Origin of the sequence: Marinobacter nitratireducens, from assembly GCF_000708045.1 — a bacterium.
GTDB lineage: Bacteria > Pseudomonadota > Gammaproteobacteria > Pseudomonadales > Oleiphilaceae > Marinobacter > Marinobacter nitratireducens.
Genome location: NZ_ANIE01000009.1, coordinates 338,778 through 358,192, shown reverse-complemented (window position 1 = coordinate 358,192; position 19,415 = coordinate 338,778). Strand labels below are relative to the sequence as shown.

Annotated in this window: 16 protein-coding genes; 7 read left to right on the top strand and 9 right to left on the bottom strand. The window is 58.5% G+C overall.

Going from position 1 to position 19,415, the window contains the following annotated elements; all coding sequences use genetic code 11:
- Positions 1-81 precede the first annotated feature (81 nt).
- Genes D777_RS15660 through D777_RS15635 form a run of 6 tightly spaced genes read right to left on the bottom strand, consistent with a single transcriptional unit; the run spans position 82 to position 8,141 of the window.
- A complete protein-coding gene (locus D777_RS15660; RefSeq protein ID WP_036134071.1) occupies positions 82-1,278 on the bottom strand; it encodes a type III PLP-dependent enzyme in 1,197 nt (398 codons plus the stop codon).
- On the bottom strand, positions 1,271-3,121 hold the full coding sequence (locus tag D777_RS15655; RefSeq protein WP_051669145.1) for an IucA/IucC family protein: 1,851 nt from the start codon (positions 3,119-3,121) through the stop codon (positions 1,271-1,273). The genes D777_RS15660 and D777_RS15655 overlap by 8 nt, the downstream gene beginning before the upstream one ends.
- A gap of 32 nt (positions 3,122-3,153) precedes the next feature.
- On the bottom strand, positions 3,154-4,308 hold the full coding sequence (locus tag D777_RS15650) for an MFS transporter (protein ID WP_036134069.1): 1,155 nt from the start codon (positions 4,306-4,308) through the stop codon (positions 3,154-3,156).
- Positions 4,305-6,101 (bottom strand): IucA/IucC family protein, encoded by a 1,797-nt coding sequence (locus tag D777_RS15645; protein ID WP_051669166.1) that lies wholly within the window; start codon positions 6,099-6,101, stop codon positions 4,305-4,307. The genes D777_RS15650 and D777_RS15645 overlap by 4 nt, the downstream gene beginning before the upstream one ends.
- Complete coding sequence (locus tag D777_RS15640) at positions 6,101-7,312, bottom strand: ATP-grasp domain-containing protein (RefSeq protein ID WP_036134067.1); 1,212 nt, start codon at positions 7,310-7,312, stop codon at positions 6,101-6,103. The genes D777_RS15645 and D777_RS15640 overlap by 1 nt, the downstream gene beginning before the upstream one ends.
- 13 nt (positions 7,313-7,325) lie before the next feature.
- Positions 7,326-8,141, bottom strand: coding sequence for an HpcH/HpaI aldolase family protein (locus D777_RS15635; protein WP_051669144.1), 816 nt, complete (start codon positions 8,139-8,141; stop codon positions 7,326-7,328).
- 230 nt (positions 8,142-8,371) lie between these two features.
- On the opposite strand from D777_RS15635, the gene mqo reads away from it, so the two are divergent.
- From mqo to D777_RS15610, 5 genes are all read left to right on the top strand, one after another.
- Positions 8,372-9,889 carry a malate dehydrogenase (quinone) gene (gene mqo, locus D777_RS15630; protein WP_036134065.1) on the top strand — a complete coding sequence of 506 codons (1,518 nt, stop codon included), beginning with the start codon at positions 8,372-8,374 and terminating at the stop codon, positions 9,887-9,889.
- A complete protein-coding gene (locus tag D777_RS15625; RefSeq protein WP_036134063.1) occupies positions 9,886-11,055 on the top strand; it encodes a Re/Si-specific NAD(P)(+) transhydrogenase subunit alpha in 1,170 nt (389 codons plus the stop codon). Before mqo ends, D777_RS15625 begins: the two co-directional genes overlap by 4 nt.
- Positions 11,055-11,342: an NAD(P) transhydrogenase subunit alpha gene (locus D777_RS15620; protein ID WP_036134061.1), complete on the top strand. Its 288-nt coding sequence runs from the start codon at positions 11,055-11,057 to the stop codon at positions 11,340-11,342. The genes D777_RS15625 and D777_RS15620 overlap by 1 nt, the downstream gene beginning before the upstream one ends.
- A 2-nt stretch (positions 11,343-11,344) precedes the next feature.
- Positions 11,345-12,742: an NAD(P)(+) transhydrogenase (Re/Si-specific) subunit beta gene (locus D777_RS15615; RefSeq protein WP_036134059.1), complete on the top strand. Its 1,398-nt coding sequence runs from the start codon at positions 11,345-11,347 to the stop codon at positions 12,740-12,742.
- A gap of 120 nt (positions 12,743-12,862) precedes the next feature.
- Positions 12,863-14,251 carry a sodium:solute symporter family transporter gene (locus D777_RS15610; RefSeq protein ID WP_036134057.1) on the top strand — a complete coding sequence of 463 codons (1,389 nt, stop codon included), beginning with the start codon at positions 12,863-12,865 and terminating at the stop codon, positions 14,249-14,251.
- Here the strand turns inward: D777_RS15610 and D777_RS15605 are convergent.
- Together D777_RS15605 and D777_RS15600 are read right to left on the bottom strand one after the other, a co-directional pair.
- Positions 14,205-14,999, bottom strand: coding sequence for an alpha/beta hydrolase (locus D777_RS15605; RefSeq protein WP_036134055.1), 795 nt, complete (start codon positions 14,997-14,999; stop codon positions 14,205-14,207). The genes D777_RS15610 and D777_RS15605 overlap by 47 nt on opposite strands.
- Positions 15,000-15,021: 22 nt before the next feature.
- The gene (locus D777_RS15600; protein WP_036134053.1) at positions 15,022-16,524 is read right to left on the bottom strand and encodes a flavin-containing monooxygenase; all 1,503 of its coding nucleotides are present in this window, start codon (positions 16,522-16,524) and stop codon (positions 15,022-15,024) included.
- A gap of 172 nt (positions 16,525-16,696) precedes the next feature.
- Here D777_RS15600 and D777_RS15595 point away from each other — a divergent pair, with 172 nt between their 5' ends.
- Together D777_RS15595 and D777_RS15590 are read left to right on the top strand one after the other, a co-directional pair.
- On the top strand, positions 16,697-17,710 hold the full coding sequence (locus tag D777_RS15595) for an AraC family transcriptional regulator (protein ID WP_036134051.1): 1,014 nt from the start codon (positions 16,697-16,699) through the stop codon (positions 17,708-17,710).
- 138 nt (positions 17,711-17,848) lie between these two features.
- The gene (locus tag D777_RS15590) at positions 17,849-18,439 is read left to right on the top strand and encodes a hypothetical protein (RefSeq protein ID WP_051669143.1); all 591 of its coding nucleotides are present in this window, start codon (positions 17,849-17,851) and stop codon (positions 18,437-18,439) included.
- A gap of 13 nt (positions 18,440-18,452) precedes the next feature.
- On the opposite strand, the gene D777_RS15585 is transcribed toward D777_RS15590, so the two are convergent.
- Entirely contained in the window at positions 18,453-19,358 is a 906-nt protein-coding gene (locus D777_RS15585) for a LysR family transcriptional regulator (RefSeq protein ID WP_036134469.1), read from the bottom strand.
- Positions 19,359-19,415 lie beyond the last annotated feature (57 nt).

Genomic DNA, 19,415 nt, shown 5'->3' with positions numbered 1-19,415 from the left:
TAATTTTTATCGCGCATTGTACTGATAATAATTCGTATTACAATTGACGCAAGATATTTCATCGGACAACCCGCGGTCCGGTTACTCGATGAAAACCTCGTTTGGGTGAGGATGCATCAGAAAGGCCTGATGGGAGATATTCCAGGCGTAGGCCCCGGCGTAGTGAAAGACCACCTGATCGCCAACCCCGAGCGAGTCGACGTGAACCCGGCGGGCAAACACATCCTTGGGCGTGCAGAGCTGGCCAACCAGGGTGACAGGGTTGCCTTCGACGCCGGGTGATTCGGTGGTGGTCCCGGCGGCAGGCAGTACCTCAAATGGATGGTTATGTGCTTGCGCCGCAGGGGTCCGGAAGTGGTGTGTCCCGCCCCGGCACACCGCAAACCATTCCTCGCCACAGCGTTTGACATCCAGGACTTCGCTAACATAGAAACCACAGGGTGCGGTTATGAAACGGCCACATTCGAACCGTATGTTCCAGGCCCGATCCGAGTGAGTTTGAAGCAGCTCGTCCAGACCGGCACAAAATCCGGGCCAGTCAAATTGACGATCAGGCTGTATGTAATTAATCCCGATACCGCCACCGACATTTATCTCGGCAAGATCCAGGCTGTACGTCGTTTCCCAGGCGCGCACCGACTCCAGGTAGTGTCTTATCAAGGCAATATGACATTTCTCGTCGAGCTGGTGTGACATCAGGTGAAAGTGAAATCCGCGCAGCCTGACCCGGTTCTGCCTCGCCAGCAATGCCAGTGCGTCTGGAATACAGGCCTCCTCCATACCAAACGGCGTGGGTACGCCGCCCATGGTAAGCCGTGTGGAGGGTGTGTCGGGCAGCTCCAGATTGATGCGTAGCAGGATGTCCTGGTGAATCTGTTTACGGTCGGCGATGTCACACAGGTGCCGTAATTCGAGCAGGCTTTCAACGTGGATCCGTTCAACGTTCTGATCGATCGCAGCTTCGAGGTCGGAGACCAGCTTGCCGGGACCACCGAAGATGACAGGCGTTTCGGGAAAATGTCGGCGAACCCAGTTCAACTCGCCGCCAGATGCCACTTCAAAGCCTCGCACAAAGGGGGCCAAGGCGCCGAGCACCGGCAATGCAGGATTCGCTTTGGCGGCATAGAACATCTCACAACCGGCCGGCAAGCACTCGACAATGCCCCGTATCCGGTCACGGAGTCCGGGCAGATCATACACATAGGCGCACAAGGGGTCGCTTTCCCGGCGTTTGAGTGTGTGAATGGCTTGCTGAACGGAAACAGGTACGTCAGGCATGGCACAGCTCCTCCTTGGTCTCCACGGCGCAAAACATCGTCGGGGTGAGCGGGTTGGGTGCCCGGGTGTACTGTGACTCACGGTCCGGGCGCTTGAACAGGCGGGTCATCAGGTTGCTTTTGTTGGGAATCGGATCGCCCGCCAGAAGCCTGCCGAGTACATCCGTGGCCCAGGGGTCATCGGTGTCTTTCAGCCAATTGCGCACGACGCCCGCGAGCGCCTGCCATAACCGACGTTCGATGCGTTCTTCTCCCCCACTGAGGCAGGCCACGGCCTGGAACAGGTGATTGACCAACAGGCAGTAGGCGATTCGCTTCCAGGCTTTGTCCTGACTGTAATGAACCGATGCCAGTGTTTGTTCATCGAGGCTATCGGGCAGTTCTCCCGACCATCGCCCGGGCACGAGCTTGGTTCCCTCCAGGTCACGAACAAACACCTGGACGGGATGCCCCTCCCGCATGCCCACAACAACGTTCTGGAGGTGGGGTTCAAAGACTACGCCATGGCGGAACAGCGACTCGAAGATCGGTGGGATTAGCAAGGCGAGGTACTGCTCGAACCACGCCAGTCTGGCCTCCAACACGTTGAGCCGTCCGGCAGCGCCCAGGCTATCGGCAGCTTCGATGACCGGGCTGCGACCGAAACGGTCTTCGCTGAAGAGCGCTGCGGCCAGCACCGGTGTAACGCCAGGTTCCAGGTAAGGTTCAATACTGTCCCGAATAATGACACCAAATCCCTCTGCTACGGTACGGCGGTCAGGCTCTGGGTGATCGGCAAAATCAACCGTCTGGTAGCCAGGCTCATATAGCAGCCTGAACCCGCGCCAACGGGTCAATGATGGGGCAAGGTGGGTCTTGAGTGCGGCGGAGAGGGCCACAGCACTTTCCAATTCGTAGACCGCGTTTTTCCGGATGCAGTTGGTCAGTCGGACATGGGTCGAAAACTTGAGGAAGTAGGGGTTGCCGGGCTGGTACAGCGTGCGAACTGATGCCGTCGGGTAGAAGCGTTGACCGGCCTGGCCCAAGGGCAGGATGCGTCCGGAACGGATAGCACCGCGGATGACGGGCAGGCGCATAAGGTAGCGTGCCTGCCAGGGATGCACAGGAACTGCGACCCAGCCATCGGGCACATCCAGCCCGATATCCGGGCCGGAACCGGATACCGGCGAGGCAATGTCACCCCGGGTGCGTAGATCGTCCGGATGAACCGCGAAGTACGAAAGCGCGAACCCCGCGCCCATTTCCGGTGAATACTGAAGGATGTCTTCCGGATCGAACCCTTCCCTGGACTTTGGTGCCGGGTGGAAGCGGTGTCCGAAACTCAGGGATTGTTCAGACCAGCGGAATGCCTCCAGCCCCTGCCCCCAATCGGCGGGAACACGACTGTAAGCAAGGATGCTGCGCATGACGTTGCGGCTGAGAAGAATCTGTCGGTAGAGCTCGCCGTTGAAGGGTTCATCGAAGCGCCGAGCCATTTGATGGAGCAGGATCCGGCCCAGTTGCTCAAGCCCCAGGACTCGCCATCCCCGGAGGGCGGATTTGTGATACGGCGCCGACAGGTAGCGGTAGTTGCAGGTCTGCGAGTTTCCCGCCACCAGAACCAGCAGGAGATCTTCGGATTCCGGGAAGGTGATCTGCAGCGCGCTCACCGATTCCAGAGCCAGGCGGACCCGAAGTCCCTGTGGCCAGGACCGGCCACCGTCACCGCGATGCACCGCCAGCTCTCCGGAGGGGTGGGCCAGGTCCCGACAATAGCAGTTCAGCAGGGCCTCCATACTGGCTTGGTCGGCCTGATAGTCGCCGTGCTGATCCCTGAAATACTGGTGCGAGGCTGTCATCACCATGGCTTTACTCCTTATTCAAGTGTTCTTGATGGTCAGTGGTGGGAGCGGTTGGGCCGGTAAACGCTCAGCGTGATGGTGAGAAGCGTCACACCGGCGCCGAGCCAGAATGGCGCCGTCTGGCTGCTCATGCCCGTGGCAACACCGGCGAGAACCCCGGCCGCGACACCGGCCCATTTACCAGCGCTGTCGAGGACGCCAAAGCTTTGGCCCGCGTTTTCCATCCGTGTGAGGCTTGCGGTTTCCGCATTGAGGGCAAAAAGGCAGGTCGTCATGCCCAGCCCCATGATCCATCGACCGGCGAGAACGGTGGACGTTGTCCCTGCCGTCGCCTGAATAACATAGGACAGGGCGAACAGTGCGAGGCCGACGGGCAGGCCCCACGGTTTACCGAAACACTGGCTTCGTCGCAGCGGGCTGACCAGAATCAACAGGTAGAGGGCATGGGGGAGGCTGTAGAGAACTCCGGCCATGGCGGCGGTCATGCCGGTTCGTGCCTGGGTCCAGGGAATGAAGTAGGGAAAGCTGGCCACCAGCGCGAAGTTGAAACCGAAGTAAAGCAGCCTCAGTCGCAACCAGCCGGCGGATGCCGAAGCCTTTTCACGGGCATGTTTCTGGTCATCAGGCCTACCCAAAACAGGATCTCGCGGGGCAAGCTTCCATACCAGCAGCGCCGATATAAGAGGCAGAATGGCCATGTAGAGATACAGATGCTGGGCCGGGACCCGGGTAATGAAAAAGCCGAGAAGAATGGGGGCCAATATCATCGCTGATCTGGCCGAGCCCTGCATCCAGTTCAGTGACTCAGCCAGGTTTTGACCGCGAGCAACGGTGGAAAGGTACGCACTCGATGCGGCAAAGGTTCCACCCAGAAAGCCCTGGGCCATCAAAGCCACCGCAAAGGTGATGACATCGGGAGCCAAGCCGGCCACGATGAACGCCACCGAGAGCCCCACTTGGGCCCGCAGGAGCGACCAGCGGCGGCCAAAGCGATCCGCCATTCTCCCCCAGAACGGTGCCGCCACCGCAGTGCAAACCGTCGGGATGACATAGAACCACCCCACCCAAAGGGTGTGCTCAACCGCAAATGTGTCCGTCAGAATCAGCCCAAAAAACGGCGGCATCCCCAGTGCCACCAGGGCTGCGATAAAATGGCTGAGCAGGATCACTGGCAGAACAGATTGGCTCATAATCCGTTCCTGAGAAAGTTCGGGGCCAGTTTTCCGTAGAACTTATTGATGTCCGTGGCGCCCGTGCGGGACTTGCTTTCCAGGCTTCCGGCCCGGAGCAGGTATTTGGTGTATAGCTGGCTATCCTCCAGCAGCACCTCACGCGCCGGTCTGGTGTTGACGCCCTTGCGGTCGAGCTGCTCAAGTCCGTGGGTCACCTCCTCGCGAAGCAACTCATACCAGAAGCTTCTGGATCCGAGCTGACGTTCGGCCAGGCCCTCGAGGATGACGGCCAGGTTGAGCTGCAGCGTAATAGTGGTGAACATCTGCGCCAGGGGTGTTTCATCGTTGACCAGGATGCGTTGATCCCGCAATTGCGCCACGTTTGACGTGACGGACGGGACCTGGCCGCATAGCCTGTCCGGCCACAACCTGGGCGCGTCGTTATCCTTGAACAGCAGTTGCATGGGCCGTCCCGGCGTCAGCAGCACCATGGAGTTCTGCTGATTGGACTCCAGAGCAACACCGTAGAGCAGCCAGAGTCGCAGGTGCACCCTCAGCGTCAAGGCGACGTACTGGCGCACCCACTCGGCCAGGTTGCCACCACTGAACTCGTCCGCCATCAACTGGATCACGCAGCGACCGTCCGGGCTGTCGGCTAACAACGAGGCCACGGGAACAATCTGCCGTTGCCCGGAAACGCCCGGATACCGGCGCACAATGCAGCCAAGCCAGGGTTTGTCGCCAACATGCAGGCCTGTGGATTCGTCGGTAACCGTAAAAGCCCCTTCAAGGACCGGATCCTTGCTGGCTATCTGCTCCAGAATTTGCTGAACCGTGTGGCCATCATAAAGCGTGCTCGGTTTGACGGTTCGAATGTTCCGATTGCCCAGGGTGCGAATGGTCAAAGGCAGCTTCACATGAACCTGAGGGTCTGCCTCAAGCTGGAGGGTCCGCACGGATAACGTTGGCTGAACCCAAAGCGCAGGTTCTGGCGCACGAAGGGCCGCGTTGCCAATGCCGGCATCCGCCAGATAATCGCCCAGAGCGGTATCCCACAGGTGCGGATGTACGGGTAACAGGTGGTGGTCGGCGGCAAGCCGGTTGTCCAGCCCGACATCGCTGAAAGCGGGCCAGCAGGCAGGGAGCCGCCCCAGGGCGGTGACCTCCGATGTCGGGACCGCTAGCCAGCGCAAACGAAAGCGAGGGGCAAATTCAGGGGCATACGCCACCAGCGCCGTTTCATCAAAGCCGCTTTTGGCACGGGCGCTGGGGTAAAACGGGTGATCGAGGAAGGCCGCCAGACGCTCAAAGTGGAGCAGCCGCTCGGACGGCCGGGTGAGGTCCTTCCAGCTTTGACCCTGACGGCGGATCTCGTTGAACCACCGGGATTGTTCCACATGGCAAAGGTCGTGGTGAGCCTCGGCGGTTCGACACTCATCAATGTAGACATCCAGACCGTGTTCCCGGTTGTCCTGTTCGTTCGAAGCCAGACATCGCAGAATCTCCCCGTAATGAACCATCGCCGACAGGTTTCCGGGTTGGTCCGCTGGTTGCCAGAGCAGTGGGTCGCCACTCCACTGCCAGGTCTGCATGAAGACCGCCTCACGTACAGGCAACCACAGAGTGCCGCGCGCCAGTTCCCACCGTAACCATGTGGCCGGTTGTTCCGGGCAGCCTGGCACCCGGTCCGAACTGACCGCCCGGGAACCGCTTTGGCAGCCTGCCACGTCCTCCCGGATCAGGGCATTGATCAACCTCTGGGTCAGATAGTGCCCGGTCTGTGTTGACGTTTGCATGGAGTCTTTTTTCATCAGCTGATCTCCCATTCCGCTTCGAGATCTGTGGCCCATTCGGCCAGGGTATCCCTGACGTTGGCGGCGTCACTCGAGAACAGTCGCAACACGCCCAGGTAGTCTTTGTTTGAATGAGTCAGCCGGATGTCATCGCCCACTTCCTTCAGCGGCTCGAACTCCGCGATGCCATCACCGCATGGCGCCCTGCGCTTGGGCGCTGAACGGCGGACCCGGCCACTGGTTGGAGCATTGAGATAACGTATTCGGGCTGACTGCGTGGGCGGAGACAGCGCCAGCGGGCGGCCGAGGTGGGCCTCGAGGATGGCACGAAACAATCCTTGCTTCATCATGCGGTCAAGCAGAAACTCCCGGCCATCGCCCACGGTTCGATAGTTGATCTCGATCAGTCGTGGCCCTTTTTCGGTTATCACAAATTCGGAATGACAGGCGCCGAGGCCCACTCCGAAATGCCGGACCTGCTCAAGCATGTCTCCCAGGTGAGGGCTACCGGCGCAGCTGGGCACCCAGGCCGCCTCAAGCTCAACAAAATGTGGGGGTTCGGAAAGCGACACGGCAAACCCGCCCAGCGCGTTCAACCCGCTCCCATCCCCTATGGTTTCGAGGGTGTGGACAGGACCTTGCAGAAACTCCTCCAGCAGCAAGGGCTGCCCGGGCTGCTCTTGCCAGAACTGCTCGCAGAACGACCGCAGTTGCGTGGTGTTTTCCAGGCGCCTGACGTTGAGGCTGGCAACACCCTCCCGAGGCTTGGCAATGCAGGGGAATGGAACCTCGTCTATCACTTTGGTCAGCGATGCCTCGTCATGCACGGTTCGGAACCAGCATGCGTTGACATCGAGGTTCTGCAGATGTCGGCGCATGGCCGCTTTGTTCTTGGCCCGGTAACAGGTGCGCCAGTCTTTGCCGGGTAAGCCCAGGAAGGCTGCGGTCAGGGCCGTCACCGTCTGCAAATGGTCGCTGTTGGAAAACACGCCCACCGGCGTCGGGATATCCGAGAGAAGATCGAGTACTGATAGGGGGTTGAATACATCACACTGGAGAATCTGTGCCGGATAGGCGGGCAGCTCCGGTTGGCTGAAATAGCGGTGGTGAGTCGCCACCTGGTCGGTTAGCAGGATGACGTCCAGCCCCATGGCCTCGGCCGCCGGCAGGAAGCCCAGGTTAAGAGCTTGGGTGGGTACGTGGGCAAGAAACAATACGGTGTCGCGCATAGAAAGACTCTCGTCAGGCTTGAGGAAGAACGGTGGTCAAAGAACGATGGCGGGGCTCCGGCTCCCCGGCGCGGCAGGCCCCGAGGTGGGACTTGAGGTGTTTGAAAAGCAGGCTGCGATCTTCGCCCAGGAGAAAGGCTCTCGCACCCCATGCCCGCCATTCCGTAAGTTGCTCAGGGCTTCGGGGCAAGGCGCAGAACTCCACCGCTCGCCCACGGCAACTCGTTGCCAGAGCCCTGATGGCGGCATTAACCGACGGATGGAACGGATCACCGGGACAACCCAGGGATTGCGACAGATCGACTGCGCCCGGAAGTACCCAGTCCACGCCTTGAACGCCCAGAATGGCTTCCCGGTTATCGAGGCCGTCCTGATCCTCAATCATGAGCACGATGAGGACTTCCCGGTTTGCCTGGCTGAGGTACTCTTTCAGCGGAAGGGTTCCGAAACCGGTCGTCCGTCCTCCGGTGATACCACGTTGCCCTGCTGGCGCGTAACGCGCCATCTGGACAACGTTGTATGCTTCTTCGGCGTTACGGATACGGGGTACGACTATCCCCTGGGCACCACTGTCCAGAGCCCGGGTTATAGCAGCACGATCAACCCCCGGCACGCGCACCAGGGGTGTGATGGAGGCGCACTCGGCTGCGCGGATCATGTGTTCCAGGGACTCCGGATTGGTGGACATGTGTTCCGTGTCCAGGATGACGAAGTCATAGCCAGCATGGCCGATCATCTCGACCATCCATGGCGTGGGCACTGCGTTCAGCAGTCCAAAGGCGGGAAAGCCATCCGTGATCAATTGACGTGTGCGGTTAATCGTAAGCATTGGCGGCAACTTTTATTAAACGATAATGATTCGCAACCGCATTAGACATTATTTTACATTTCCCATCAAGGGTAAATCTGCGTCCACGATTGGATGCAGGCCCTTTTCTTCCCCAAAACCTCCAAGATCGACAATATCGATCAATTAGTCTGCAAAAATCAGTTTTTATCGATCAGATATTAGACTAAGGTATGCCCCCCTCATTCAGGCACCATTGAGAAGGTCCGACAATGAACGGTCAGCATACCGACATTCTTTTGATTGGCGGCGGGATCATGAGCACCACCCTCGCCACCTTGGTCGCACATCTGGACAACTCGCGATCAGTGACGTTAATTGAGCAATCGGAAAGGCTCGGCGAGGAAAGCTCGGACGCATGGAACAACGCCGGCACAGGTCACGCCGGCTACTGTGAACTCAACTACACGCCACAGAGTGCGGATGGCGCCATCGCCGTGGATCGGGCTCTGCAAATCAACGAGCAGTTCGAGATCTCCCTGCAGTTCTGGAGTTCACTGGTCGAAAAAGGCGCTCTACCCCAGGCAGATTCGTTCATACGGAATGTGCCCCATCTCAGTTGGGTTCAGGGTAAGGAAGCCTGCCAGTTCCTGAAGAAAAGGCACGCGGCTCTGGAACGTCACCCTCTGTTTCAGGAGATGGCGTTTTCTGACCAGCCATCGCAAGTGTCGGACTGGCTGCCATTGATCATGGGAGGTCGCTCCTCCATCGCACCGACAGCCGCGACGAGGGTCGGTCATGGCAGTGATGTAAACTTTGGTACGCTGACCCGCTCCCTGGGCAACTCACTTTCCCTTCGCGACAACGCAGACGTACGCCTCAGTACCCGTGTCGTCGATATCAAGCGCACGTCAAAAGGATGGATAGTTTCCCTCAAGAATGTGGTAACGGGCGAGAAATCGTCGCTGTCGGCGAAATTTGTCTTCGTGGGCGCCGGCGGTGCTGCACTCCATCTTCTTCAGAAAGCCCGCATCCCCGAAGCTCGGGGCTATGGTGGCTTCCCGGTGTCCGGGCTCTGGTTGGCCTGTAAGGATCAAACCCTCGCAAGCAATCACTTCGCCAAGGTCTATAGCCAGGCTCCCGTCGGTGCACCGCCTATGTCGGTCCCGCACCTGGACACTCGATTCATTGACGGTAAACCGGCCCTGCTGTTTGGCCCGTTTGCCGGATTCACGACCAAGTTTTTGAAATCAGGCAGTCCGTCTGACCTGATGAAATCCGTGCGGGCCCACAACCTCCGCAACCTGGCGGATGTCGCTACCGCCAACTGGCCATTGACCCAATACCTGATCAAAGAAGCCCTGAGTTCGAAAAGCGCCCGAATCCGGCAACTTCAGGGCTTTCTTCCGGACGCGGATCCGGAGCAATGGCATATCCACCGCGCAGGCCAAAGGGTTCAGATCATAAAACCGGATCACCGAAACCGGGGCAAACTGGAATTCGGCACCGAGGTGCTTGCCACAGCCGATCGTTCCATGGCTGCGTTACTGGGAGCCTCGCCAGGCGCCTCTACCTGCGTGTCAGCCATGCTCGACGTGATCGAGCGGTGTCTACCGGACCTGCTTGATGGCGAAGGACGCCAGAAAATTCAAGCGTTGATCCCAAGTTACGGTCAGTCTCTACGAAACGACTCTCAGCTTCTTGAAGGCGTCCGGCGCTATACCTCTGAAACATTGGGGTTGGCACCGACGTCCTCACAATCCCCCTCTGAACGGAGCATTTACGCATGATGATTGGAATTCCGCGGGAGAAAGCCCCCGGCGAGAACCGGGTCGCGATCATCCCCTCAGGCGTGACGCAACTGATTGAATCCGGCTTTGAAGTCGTCGTCGAGAGTGGTGCCGGCCTGGCCGCGCATTTCTCAGACGAAGAGTACCGCCACAGCGGTGCCATCATTGCCGATGACGCGGAGGCACTCTATCGCCAGTCCGAGATTGTTCTCAAGGTGCGCGCGCCCGAGCCCGGCGAAGCTGACCTCATCCGCCCCGAGGCCACTCTGATCTGCCTTATGGATCCGTGGTCCAACGAGCCACTGATGCAACAGCTGGCAAGCCAATCCGTCGAGACATTCGCACTGGATCTGGTGCCAAGAACAACCCGCGCTCAGGCAATGGACGTGCTGAGCGCCATGGCCGGCATTTCCGGATACCGGGCGGTCTTGAGCGGTGCTATGGCTCTGCCCCGGTACTTCCCGATGCTGATGACTGCAGCCGGCACCATCCACCCAGCCCGCGTACTGGTCATTGGTGCTGGCGTTGCGGGACTGATGGCCATTGCTACCGCACGTCGTTTGGGTGCTGTCGTCGAAGCTTATGATCTCCGCCCTGAGGTCAAGGAACAGGTGAACAGCCTCGGTGCCGATTTCATTGAGATCGAGGTTCCCAAGGCTGACACCTCTGGCGATAACGGTTACGCCAAAGCACAAGACGCCGAGTTCTATGCAGCACAAAGAAAGCAGCTTGCCGATTGCGTAGCACGGGCAGACCTCGTGATTACAACGGCGGCTGTTCCAGGCAAGCCAGCGCCACAGCTGATCGACAAGGAGATGATTCACCGCATGAAGAGCGGTTCAGTGATTGTCGATCTGGCAGCCGATAAAGGCGGCAACGTTGAGGGCACGGTCCTGAACGAGAAGGTTGATCAGGACGGCGTCACCATCGTTGGCCACGCGAACCACCCGGCCAGGGTTCCCGTTCACGCCTCTCAGCTTTTGACTCGCAACATTACTGCCTTCCTTCTCAACATGAGCGCGGATGGCGTGCTGTCGCCGGACGCCTCCGATGACATCGTTGCAGCAACCCGGGTTGTACACGAAGGCAACGTCCTTCATGGGAAGGAAGCCGCCGCTGAAGCCGACACAGAAAATTCACAATCGAATGCCGAGGAAACCGCGTGATGGAGATGTTTGCCCTTAGCTTCACCATTTTTATTCTCGCCCTGTTTATTGGTGTCGAGCTGATCAATAAGGTCCCGCCCACCTTGCACACCCCGCTGATGAGTGGCACCAACGCCATCTCCGGCATTGTCATCGTGGGCGCCATCATCAGCGCTGGCAGCTCAGACCTGTCACCGACGGTCGCCGGCGTGCTCGGCTTTATTGCCGTAACCCTCGCGAGCATCAACATCGTTGCCGGATTTCTGGTGACTGATCGCATGCTGAATATGTTCAAGCGGAAGGGATAACCATGTTTGCACTGATCAATTTTTCCTACCTTGCTGCTGCGGTTTGTTTCATTCTCGGCATCAAAGGCATGACCAAACCGAACACGGCGGTGCGCGGCAATCAGATCGCCGCCATCGGTATGCTGATCGCTATCGTTGCGGCCCTGCTGCATAAAGACATCATCAGCTACGCCACCATCATCGCGGGTATGCTGCTCGGCGGCGGGATCGGTGTCTGGCTGGCCAAACGCACGGCCATGACCCAGATGCCGGAACTGGTCGCCAGCCTTAACGGCATCGGCGGTGCCGCCTCTGTGACCGTAGGCGCGAGCACCTGGCTCTTTGCCCATTCAAGCGCAAACCTTGGGGCAGCGGGTTGGACCATCGCGATCCTGCTATCCATCGTCATTGGTTCCGTCACCATCGCAGGTTCGTTGGTCGCTGTGCTGAAACTGCACGGAACCATTGGCGACTCCCGCAAGAAAGCGCTCTGGCAGAGTGTCACGCTTCTGGCTCTGCTTTCCGTGATCACCATTGGCGCCTTCTTTGTCGCCGGTCAGGGCGCTCACCCACTGGTCCTTGCCGGGCTGGTCGGGCTTTGCCTGCTGCTTGGCGTCGGGCTGGTCCAACCGATTGGCGGAGCTGATATGCCCGTGGTCGTCGCGCTGCTGAACGCCTACTCCGGGCTGGCTGGCGCCGCTACCGGCTTTGTGCTGGATAACCAGGGGCTGATCATCACCGGCTCACTGGTCGGTGCCTCGGGCCTGATCCTGACCGCCGTAATGTGCAAAGCCATGAACCGCTCCCTGCCTAACGTGCTGTTCGGCGGAGCCTTTGGACAGGCCGACAGTGCATCCGCCAGTCGCGACGAAGGCGATTTCTATGCCGGCAAGGTGAAATACGCAACCCCGGACGACCTCGCGCTGCTGCTGGACAGCGCCAGAAATGTTGTCATGGTTCCGGGCTACGGCCTCGCGGTCGCCCAGGCCCAACACGCCGTGAAAGAGCTGGCGTCTCAACTCGAGAGCCGCGGCGCCAACGTACGCTACGCGATTCACCCGGTGGCCGGTCGAATGCCTGGTCATATGAACGTACTGCTGGCTGAGGCAGAAATTCCTTATGACCACCTCAAGGACATGGACGCCATCAACCCGGAACTGCCCCAGGCTGACGTCGCCATCGTTCTCGGGGCCAATGACGTGGTCAACCCGGCCGCAGCCGAGGAGCCCAGCTCCCCGATCTATGGCATGCCGATTCTGGATGTTCACAAGGCCAAGACCGTCGTTGTGGTGAAGCGGAGCCTGTCACCCGGCTTTGCCGGCATCCCCAACAGCCTGTTCATCAAGGACAACAGCCTGATGGTGAAAGGCGACGCCAAAGAAGTCCTGCAGGACACCACTCGGGCGTTCAAGGACCTGTAACAGACAGACTGAGTCTCAGTCATACCTTGAAAAGGCCTGCGTGAAAACGCGGGCCTTTTCTGTTTCGTTCCGGGTGATCTCTGATATGGTTGCCCCACATCAACAAACCGTGACTCAACCATGATCCTGACCCACTCCATCGCCCTGTTAGCGGCTTTATGCCTTTTTACCTGGCTGGGCCTGCGCGCCCGTAAAACATCCGACAACCTCGATGATTACGTGACGGCGCGGAATAGCCAGGGTGCCACGGCCATTGGCCTTTCATTTCTTGCCTCTGGCATGGGGGCGTGGATTCTCTTTGCACCGCCCGAAGTGGGCGCCTTTGTAGGCCCGGTCGCGCTGGCGGGCTATGCGCTGGGTGCAGCCCTGCCCTTTATCGTCTTCGCCATACTCGGACCGCAGATTCGCAAACAGATGCCGCAGGGCCGTAGCATCAGCGAGTTTGCCGACCAGCGCTTCGGCAAAGGCATGAGGCATTGGGTGTCCCTGATTTCGGTGCTTTACATGGCCTGTTTCCTGGCCGCCGAGTTAACGGCCATTGGTGCGATTACCGGGCTGTTGTCTGACCTGAACGGGCAGCTGGTGATTATCGGTGTTGCCGTGACCACCCTGGTTTACACCGCCTGGGGTGGGTTACGGGCCAGCCTGGCCACCGATCGCTGGCAGGCGGTGCTCCTGATGGCGCTGCTGGCCGCGGTGTTTTTCGTGGACTGGAAGCACCTTCCTGCAGTCACGGAGTCCGCCGAGTTACCGGGCATTCCGTTCTGGAGTGCCGTGAGTGTGGCGCTGACTCTGGTGCTCGCCGTGACCGCCGCCAACCTGTTCCATCAGGGCTACTGGCAACGCGTCTGGGCTGCCAGAGATACGGCGTCACTCTGGAAAGGTGCGGCGCTGGGTGGCATCACCACCATCATCGTGGTCGCCGCCGTTGGTGCGCTTGGGATCAGCGCCGCCATGGCCGGGCTGGACCTGGGCACACCGCCGATTCCGTTTTTTGCTCTGCTCAACGAAGCGCCCCAGTGGCTTGGGGCGGTAGCGCTGGTACTGGCGGTCACCCTGGTGGCCTCATCCGTTGACACACTGCAGAATGGTATTGCGTCACTCGCGGTGTCCGCGAAATCCGGGCTGACCCTGAGGGCTGCACGCTGGATAACCGTGGCGCTCATGGTGCCGGTGATTCTGGTGGCGTTGCAGGGTGCGTCGGTACTTCGCCTGTTCCTGATTGCTGACCTGCTCTGCGCGACCGCGATCATTCCGGTATTGATGGGTTTGTGGTCCAGGGTTAACCATCAGGCCGCAATGGCCGGAGCCGTCGCAGGTCTGGTCGGAGCCATACTGCCCGATTGGGTGATCACTGGCAGTCTGGTGGAGGCCATCCAGATTGCCAGCTTCCCGGGCGGAGTACCAACGCTGGCGCCCTTTGTCGGGGCACTGGTATTGTCTGCCACCGTCGCGACAGCACTCACACTGCTCCGGGCTTCTCCAGCCACTCAAACATCACCTGACTGATTTCTCCAAAAAAGCGGCCACCAATCGTCCAGTGGCAGCATCCTGGAATTTCCACCAACTGGCATCGGTCGCCGTAGCGGCGAGCGATGCTTCGTTGGATTCTAAAAGGCGTCACACGGTCCTCCGAACCGCCAATGATGAGCACCGGACAGGTAATACTGTCCGGAGGCACATGGGCGAATACCCGTTTGGTAAACGCCGCCAGCGTCATCTGGAAGGTCACCATGCCCGATTCGTAGCCACAGTGCTCATAGATGTCCCGCTGCTCGTCGTCGCTCTGGGAGTTGGCGATACCGTAGCGAACGTTTGCCAGTTTCAGCTCGGTGGTACTTTTCCACAGAGGAAAGCGCAGAAGGTTGGTACCCAGGGTTCGGAACACCGAAATACCCAACCCATTAATGCCCGCTGGTGCAGCGGACGACAACAGAATCAGCCTTTCACAGGGCACCCGGGCCGCCGTGAGCTGCGCAAGCAGCCCACCCATGGAGTGCCCGACCAGAATAGGGGGGCGGTCCAGTTTCCGGACACGGTCCGTCAGGAACGCGACATAATCCTGAAGCTTGGTACTGGCCAGGGCGGCCCGACTCGCCTCCGTATGCTCAGCGCGGGTGCCATGATGGGGAAGGGTCACCGCATCGACCTGATACCCTTCCCGCGAGAACGCATCACGAACGTCCTTCATGGTGCCCGCATCACTCCACATGCCATGGATCATGACCACGGGCGGTTTGCTGTCAGTCAACATCATCAGATCTCCCGATCACTGGCTGTCAGGCCGAGGCCTTCATAGCTCGGTTACTGCTGTTGTTCGCCGCCTCCGGCTGCTCAAACTGGAGCACACCATCATCGACCGGGTCTTCCACCAGCATTTGTTTGTCCTTGCCGTAATGCATCGTCACTTTCCAGGGACCTTCCCTGCCCTGCCGTGGCATACGATCCTTGGCGCGCATGATGTAGCCGGGAGCAAACCCGTCCAGCATGCCTACCCCGGTTTCATTGCCCTCAAGGTCGACAGGGCGCACCACCCTGGCACCGCGCTTTTCCATCAGATCAAACAGACGGCAGATGTACTGGCCTCCGATATCACATTTCAGAGTCCACGGTGCATTGGTGTACCCGAAAATCCAGCCATAGTTGGGCACATCCTGCATCATAATCCCCTTGTAGATCAGCTTCTTGGGCATATCCACATCTTTACCATCCAGCTTCAGCTGCAGGCCGCCCATCAACTGAACGTCCAGACCCGTTGCAGTCACGACGATATCCGCTTCCAGCTCCTGGCCGGACTTGAGCACGATGCCGTTCTCCGAGAAGTGATCAATTTGATCCGTCACGATATGACTCTTGCCTGAACGCAGGCTTTTGAAGAAATCACCATCCGGTGCCGCGCACAGGCGCTGTTCCCAGGGATTGTACTTCGGTGTGAAGTGACGCATGTCGACGTTCGGCCCCACCTGTCGGCGCATATGCCCAAGCATGACCTTGCGCATGGCATTAGGCCATTTTTCGCAGGCCAGGTAGAGACCACGCTGGAACAGGATGTTGCGTTTGCGGGCCATTTTGAAGACAGTCTTCTTCGGCAGGAATGTATTCAGAACCATGGAGATCCTGTCGGTGTCCGGCATCGCCATGATGTAACTGGGCGAGCGCTGCAACATCGTCACACTTGCCGCTTTCTCCGCCATTGCCGGAACCACGGTAATAGCGGTGGCGCCGCTTCCGATGACAACGACCTTCTTACCGGCGTATTCCAGGTTTTCCGGCCAGAACTGGGGGTGAACAATCTCGCCCCTGAAGTTTTCCTGGCCTTCAAAGTCGGGACGATAGCCCTGATCGAAGTTGTAGTATCCGGCGCAGTTGAGCATGAAGTTGCAGGTGAAATGGCGGAGTTCTCCACTCTTCTCATGGATAGCCGTTACCGTCCAACGTTGGTCATCACCCGACCAGTCCGCACTGGTAATTTTCAGACCGTAATGGACCTTATCCTGAATCCCGAACTCTCGCGCCGTCTCCGCCACATAGTTCCGGATATCCCCGCCCTTCGCCAGCACCTGATCGGAGTACCAGGGTTTAAAGTTGTAGCCAAAGCTGGCCATATCAGAGTCTGAGCGAATACCCGGATATCGGAACAGATCCCACGTTCCCCCCATCGCCTCTCGGCGCTCAAGAATGGCCATACTCTTGTTCGGGTACTTCTCGGCAATACGGCAGGCACTTCCTATACCGGATAGGCCCGCGCCAATGATAATGAGGTCGAAGTGCTGAGCGGTCATAGCGTTTTCCTTGTTTTTGGTTTCACGACTTGACGCTCGTACGATGCCAAATCCCGCGCTTGACAATATTGCCGGATACGGACATATTTTTGACGAATCGCGACATTTGATATAACTCAAAGAAAGCTCCAGCCAAAAGCCGACGAAACAACAAAAATCATTCGGAGGGCGCGTGTCCAGTCTTATCCGGGCCACAAACCTGTGGGGGTATGACGAACTGGTCAGAAGCAAAGGCGGTGATCCGATCCCGTTACTGGCCCGTCACCATATCCCGCCAGCGGAACAACGGGACGACCAATCCTTCCTGGTATTCAAGCACCTGAACGCATTGCTGGAAGACACATCGGCGGAACTGAACGACCCGGCCTTCGGGATGATGCTCGCAAACTATCAGGGACTCGATATTCTCGGCCCCATTTCAGTGATTGCTCGCAGCTCTCTGACAGTGGGAGAAGCGATCCAGAGTATTGCAGGTTACCTGCACCTGCATGCCCCGGCTCTGTCGATGGCCTTTGAACCGGTTGATTTCGATGGGACCTCAGCGTTTCGATTGGCGTTTAACATCGATAGTGAAGGCGAGGCGTACCGACGACAATCTCGAGAACTCACCATCGCCAATGCCGTGCAGGTCATGAAACTGTTGTGCGGGGAGACATTCCGGCCATTGGCTGTCGATTTCCCCCACACACAGATAGCAGATCAGGCAGACTACCATGCGGTCTACCGGTGTATTGCGAGATTCGAACGCCCCGTGCTCGGGCTTTATCTGCCCGCATCGATCGCGACGCTTCCCCTCACCAGCGCCGATCACCAGACATGGCAAATGGCCAAGCAATACCTGGATTCCCAGCAGGCTCCCAATGCCCACTCACTGTCGGAAGATGTCACCCGGCTGATCAACACTTTATTGCCCACTGGGCAATGCAGCAGCGGCGCCATTGCCTCCCATCTTGCGATGCACAAGCGCACCTTACAGCGGAAGCTGGCAGAAGAAGGGGTGACCTACGAGCAGTTACTCAACGAAGAACGTATCCGTCTGGCCAGGCAGTACTTTATGGAACCCAACCTCGGGCTCAGTCAGATTACCGGCCTGCTCGGCTACTCCGAGCAGTCAGCGCTCAGCCGGGCCTGCAAAGAATGGTTCGGGGTAACCCCAAAAACCTATCGCAAGCAACTTCAGAATTGAATGCCTCGTTGACGTTCAACAGCAGCGCCGAAATCTGACACTGAGCCGAGAAAATCATCTATCCTACTGAAACGCCATGATCTTCTGAGATATTGCTTCAAGGTCACCCAAGCATTCCCACCATCAAGGAGATTAAGAATGGGAATCGGCAAACCAGTTCAGCGGCACAAAGGAGCCGTTACAACGTCAGCTCAGCACCTGGCTATCGGCATGATCTCCCTTACCCTGGTCGCCTGTGCAAACAATGGCCCTCTATCAGTAGGGGTTACTGATCCATGCACGAGCCTGAGCAATATCGTTGACGATTACCCAAGCGGTTTTGAAAAGTATCGCGGCGCCGGAAATGACTATCACTCCGTCACCCTGTTCCGGGCCAAAGAACAGCTCGTCAAGGGACATTGCGAAATCTGGTCCTGGTCGGGCGGTGATCACGCCTATGTCTGCACTGCAAATGCCCTTGCCGCGGAAGTGGCAGCCGAACGCTATCAATCCAGCGTGGGATTTGTCTCGCAATGCCTGGGAAGCGGATGGACCCGGGAGACCATCAAGCGGGAGCGAGACGGAGTCCCCCTGGGAGAAGCGACACGGTTCACGTCAAGCGAAGCCCCAGGGCTTGTAGTGTCGGTAGAGAACCTGAATCCAAAGAAGTCATACCGCCAGTGGCACAGCAATTACCTCTATATTGGGTCCCAAAGCCGAGCGCCATCAAAGCAGCCAGCGACGAAGTGAGCTCAGAGATACATCACGTCGAAACCTTCCCCACTCCGGCGCTCTGAAAAGCCAGGGCCAGAAAGGATTCACCGAAGGAACTTCGCGCCTCATCGGTGCGGGTTCCAAGGTGAATGTGTTTGTGAATCCCCCCTCGCCCAAGCCGGACCGATGCGATGGGTAGTTGCTTCGAATACTCCTCCACCAACCACTGAGGTAAAGTCGCTACCCCGCGATTCGCCGCTACCATCTGCAGCATGATCTCGGTAGCCTCCACGGTTTTATGTTTCCGAGGGCTACTTTGGGCCGGCAACAGAAACTGCTGAAAAATATCCAGGCGTTCCACCGCCACCGGGTAGGTATACAACACCTGATCTGAAAGGTGATGCGGTTCTGCCTGCTCAAGCCTCGCCAACGCACTATCCCGACTCACCACCAACACCTGCTCGTAGGGAAACACCGGCTCGAACTGAATACCTTTCTTCTCGATCGGATCCGGCGTCACCAGAATGTCGATATCGTGATTGAACAACGCCGCCACACCACCGAACTGAAACTCCTGTTTCACATCCACATCCACCCCCGGCCACTCAGCCAGAAAGGGATCAACCACTTTCAGGAGCCACTGGTAGCAGGGATGACACTCCATGCCGATGCGGAGCGTACCCTGCTCGCCGGCAGCGTAGCCGGCCAGTACCTCGTCGATCCGCTCAAGCTGGGGTAACAACCGCAATGACTCCCGCAGCAGATACTCCCCCGCCTGGGTTGGTCGCAGCTGGCGCCCTTCCCGGCGCCAGAGGGCTGTACCCACACGCTCCTCCAGTTTGCGAATGGTATGGCTCAAGGCGGACTGGGTCAGGTGCAGACTCTCGGCCGCCGCCGTCAGGGACCCCTGGCGATCAATCTCTCTGAAAATCCTCAGGTGCGTACGTTCAATCATGGAACACCACATGAACAGATTTCATGGAAAAATGAAATAATAACATTATTTCTCATG

Coding starts and splice junctions, on each gene's coding strand:
- D777_RS15660 (WP_036134071.1), bottom strand. CDS start 1,278: ATGCCTGACGTACCTGTTTCCGTTCAGCAAGCCATTCACACACTCAAA.
- D777_RS15655 (WP_051669145.1), bottom strand. CDS start 3,121: ATGGTGATGACAGCCTCGCACCAGTATTTCAGGGATCAGCACGGCGAC.
- D777_RS15650 (WP_036134069.1), bottom strand. CDS start 4,308: ATGAGCCAATCTGTTCTGCCAGTGATCCTGCTCAGCCATTTTATCGCA.
- D777_RS15645 (WP_051669166.1), bottom strand. CDS start 6,101: ATGAAAAAAGACTCCATGCAAACGTCAACACAGACCGGGCACTATCTG.
- D777_RS15640 (WP_036134067.1), bottom strand. CDS start 7,312: ATGCGCGACACCGTATTGTTTCTTGCCCACGTACCCACCCAAGCTCTT.
- D777_RS15635 (WP_051669144.1), bottom strand. CDS start 8,141: ATGCTTACGATTAACCGCACACGTCAATTGATCACGGATGGCTTTCCC.
- mqo (WP_036134065.1), top strand. CDS start 8,372: ATGAACGGTCAGCATACCGACATTCTTTTGATTGGCGGCGGGATCATG.
- D777_RS15625 (WP_036134063.1), top strand. CDS start 9,886: ATGATGATTGGAATTCCGCGGGAGAAAGCCCCCGGCGAGAACCGGGTC.
- D777_RS15620 (WP_036134061.1), top strand. CDS start 11,055: ATGGAGATGTTTGCCCTTAGCTTCACCATTTTTATTCTCGCCCTGTTT.
- D777_RS15615 (WP_036134059.1), top strand. CDS start 11,345: ATGTTTGCACTGATCAATTTTTCCTACCTTGCTGCTGCGGTTTGTTTC.
- D777_RS15610 (WP_036134057.1), top strand. CDS start 12,863: ATGATCCTGACCCACTCCATCGCCCTGTTAGCGGCTTTATGCCTTTTT.
- D777_RS15605 (WP_036134055.1), bottom strand. CDS start 14,999: ATGATGTTGACTGACAGCAAACCGCCCGTGGTCATGATCCATGGCATG.
- D777_RS15600 (WP_036134053.1), bottom strand. CDS start 16,524: ATGACCGCTCAGCACTTCGACCTCATTATCATTGGCGCGGGCCTATCC.
- D777_RS15590 (WP_051669143.1), top strand. CDS start 17,849: ATGGGAATCGGCAAACCAGTTCAGCGGCACAAAGGAGCCGTTACAACG.
- D777_RS15585 (WP_036134469.1), bottom strand. CDS start 19,358: ATGATTGAACGTACGCACCTGAGGATTTTCAGAGAGATTGATCGCCAG.